Source organism: Streptomyces sp. CO7 (assembly GCF_053474865.1).
Genome location: NZ_JBRIOU010000004.1, coordinates 965,085 through 968,050 on the forward strand (window position 1 = coordinate 965,085; position 2,966 = coordinate 968,050).

Here is a 2,966-nt window from a genome sequence, read left to right on the forward strand (position 1 = left end):
ATGTGCCGCACCTCCGGGCGGACGCCCTGGGCCTCGGCGTACCCGGCCATCTCGCGGAAGCGGGCCAGCTGGGCGTCGGTGGCCGGATGGTCCGGCTCGTCGGCGCAGGCGAAGTGCGACCAGAGGCCGACGACCTCGACCAGCCCGTCCCGTTCGGCGGCCAGCGCGTCGGCGACCAGGTCCGGCCAGTCGGCGGGCTGGCAGCCGTTGCGGCCGAGGCCGGTGTCCGCCTTGAGGTGCACCCGGGCCGGGCGCCCTTCGGCACGCGCCGCGTCGGTCACCTCGCGCAGGGACCACGAGGCGCTCACCGAGACGTCCACGTCCGCCGCGATCGCCTCCCGCCAGGGCCCGCCGGGGGCCCACAGCCAGCACAGGATCCGGCCCGGGAGGCCGGCCGCGCGCAGGGCCAGCGCCTCCTCGGGGGTGGCCGTGCCCAGCCACTCGGCACCCGCCTCCTTGGCGGCACGGGCGCAGGGCACCGCGCCGTGGCCGTACCCGTCGGCCTTCACCACGGCCATCAGGGCGGCGCCGGAGATCCGGGCGCGCAGCGACCGCACGTTGGCGCGCAGGGCGTCCAGATCGACCTCGGCTCGCACGCGGGGGGTGGTGCGGGGGCGCGGAACACGTTCACTCATGGTCCCCCCAGTCTGACAGAGCCCCCTCCGCCCGCCGGGGAGGGCGGCCCGCGGGCCCGACTCCCCGGCCCCGACCGCGGGCGAGCGACGGGCGCGTGGGCGACCGGGCACGGGCGACGGAAGCGCGGGCGACGCCGGCACGGGTGACGCGACCGCGGGCGACGAGGGCCGGCGCGGGCACGCCGCGGGACGCGGATCACCGGGTCGCGTCCGAGGCAGGGAGACCCCGCGGGCCGGCGGGCCAGGCGGGTGCCCGAGTCGGCCCCGGGCCGGGGTCACTCCGGAGACGTCCCCTGCGGAGTCGAGCCCGCGGCCCGTCCCACCGCCGAGTCGAGCACGCGAGCCCGTCACGGAACGGCGCACCGGACCCGCGCGCCGTCGGGCCAGACCCCCGCGCCGTCGAGCCGGACCCGCGCGCCGTCCCGTCAGGTGCCGGAGGCGATGTCGCGCCAGACGTCGGGGACGGCGGACGCGACGTCCTGCGCGGCGATCGGCGCCCCCGCGGCCGCGCGCCGCGCGGCCAGCCCGTGCAGGTACGCCCCCACGCTCCCCGCGTCCCGCGCGGACAGCCCCGACGCCAGCAGCGACCCGGCGAGGCCGGAGAGCACGTCACCGCTGCCGGCCGTCGCCAGCCACGGCGTGCCGGTCGGGTTGACCCGCACGGGCGGTGCCGCCCCGTCGTCCCCGGACGGGGCGGCCACCAGCGTGGTCGCCCCCTTCAGCAGCACCGTCGCCCGGTACCGCTCGGCCAGTTCGCGCGCCGCGGCGAGCCGCGCGGACTCCACCTCGGCCCGGTCGACCCCGAGCAGCGCGGCGGCCTCCCCGGCGTGGGGCGTCAGCAGGGTCGGCGCCGTCCGGGCCCGCACCACCCCGGGGTCGGCGAGCCGCAGGCCGTCGGCGTCGATCAGCACCGGCACGTCCGCCTCACCGGCGACCTCCAGCACCTGCGCCACCGTGTCCGCGTCGTCCCCGGCGCCCGGGCCGACGACCCAGGCCTGCACCCGGCCCGCCCGCCGCGGTCCCCCGTCGTTCACCAGCGTCTCGGGGTGGCGCGCGAGCACCGCGTCCCCGGCCGGTCCGGCGTACCGCACCGCACCGGCGCCGCCGCGCAGGGCGCCCGCGACGGCGAGCACCGCGGCGCCCGGGTAGCGGGTCGACCCGGCGGCGATCCCGACCACCCCGCGCCGGTACTTGTCGCTCTCCGCCCCGGGCCGGGGCAACAGCCGGGCCACGTCCGCGTGCTGCAGCGCCTCCAGCTCCGGCCGCTCCGGCAGCCACGGGTCCAGCCCGATGTCCACCAGCCGCACCGCACCGGCGAGTTCACGCGCCGGGTCGATCAGCAGGGCCGCCTTGTGGGTGCCGAAGGTGACCGTGAGGTCGGCGCGCACCGCGGGGCCGCGCACCTCCCCGGTGTCCGCCTCCACACCGCTCGGCAGGTCCACGGCGATCACCGCGGCGCCGGCCGCGGCAGCCCGGGCCGCCAGCGGGGCGGCGTTCTCCCGCAGGCCGCCGTGGCCGCCGATGCCGACGATGCCGTCCACCACCAGGTCCGCGGCCTCGATCAGGCGCGAGGTCACCGCCTCAGCCGTGGTCGCCTCGCGGCCGCCGGCCCGCCGCAGCGCGGCCAGACCGCCTGGGTGCGCCTTCTCCGGCGCCGTGAGCACGGCCGTCACGCCGGCCCCGCGTTTCGCCAGCCGCGCCCCGGCGTACAGGGCGTCCCCGCCGTTGTCGCCGCTGCCGGCCAGCAGCACCACCCGGCTGCCGTAGACCCGGCCCGCCGTCCGGCCCAGGACCTGTGCGCAGGCGGCGGCGAGCCCGGCGGCCGCCCGCTGCATCAACGCGCCCTCGGGGAGCCGCGCCATCAGCTCCCGCTCGGCCGCCCGTACCGTCTCCACGCTGTAGGCACTCCGCATACGGCGAGTCTTCCCCAGGAATCAGCCTTCCGCGATCACCACGGCCGAGGCGACGCCGGCGTCGTGACTGAGCGACACGTGCCAGGAGCTGACGCCGAGTTCGGCGGCGCGGGCGGCGACGGTGCCGGTGACCCGGAGACGGGGCTGTCCGCTCTCCTCCAGGTACACCTCGGCATCCCGCCACTGCAGCCCGGGGGGCGCGCCCAGCGCCTTGGCCAGGGCCTCCTTCGCCGCGAAGCGGGCGGCCAGCGAGGCGATGCCGCGGCGCTCGCCGCTGGGGAGGGTCAGCTCGCTGTCACTGAAGAGGCGCTGGGCCATGTGGGGGGTGCGGGCGAGGGCGGCCCGGAAACGGTCGATCTCCGCCACGTCGATGCCGACGCCGATGATGCTCATACCGCCACCCTACGGATCCCACCCC

General features: G+C 78.9%; 3 protein-coding genes. All 3 read right to left on the minus strand.

Translation table 11 applies throughout. From position 1 onward, the window contains the following. Window positions 1-635 (minus strand): alanine racemase (locus ACOV8S_RS17165; RefSeq protein ID WP_448318668.1); only part of this gene is annotated, 635 nt, incomplete at its 3' end. A 425-nt stretch (window positions 636-1,060) separates the two neighbouring features. Continuing rightward, window positions 1,061-2,548 carry an NAD(P)H-hydrate dehydratase gene (locus tag ACOV8S_RS17170; protein WP_448318669.1) on the minus strand — a complete coding sequence of 496 codons (1,488 nt, stop codon included), beginning with the start codon at window positions 2,546-2,548 and terminating at the stop codon, window positions 1,061-1,063. 21 nt (window positions 2,549-2,569) lie between these two features. Continuing rightward, the gene (locus tag ACOV8S_RS17175; protein WP_351110657.1) at window positions 2,570-2,941 is read right to left on the minus strand and encodes a holo-ACP synthase; all 372 of its coding nucleotides are present in this window, start codon (window positions 2,939-2,941) and stop codon (window positions 2,570-2,572) included. Window positions 2,942-2,966: the final 25 nt, after the last annotated feature.

Bases quoted from the DNA above. Each gene is read 5' to 3' on its own strand.
- ACOV8S_RS17175 (WP_351110657.1), bottom strand. From the start codon at position 2,941: ATGAGCATCATCGGCGTCGGCATCGACGTGGCGGAGATCGACCGTTTC.
- ACOV8S_RS17170 (WP_448318669.1), bottom strand. From the start codon at position 2,548: ATGCGGAGTGCCTACAGCGTGGAGACGGTACGGGCGGCCGAGCGGGAG.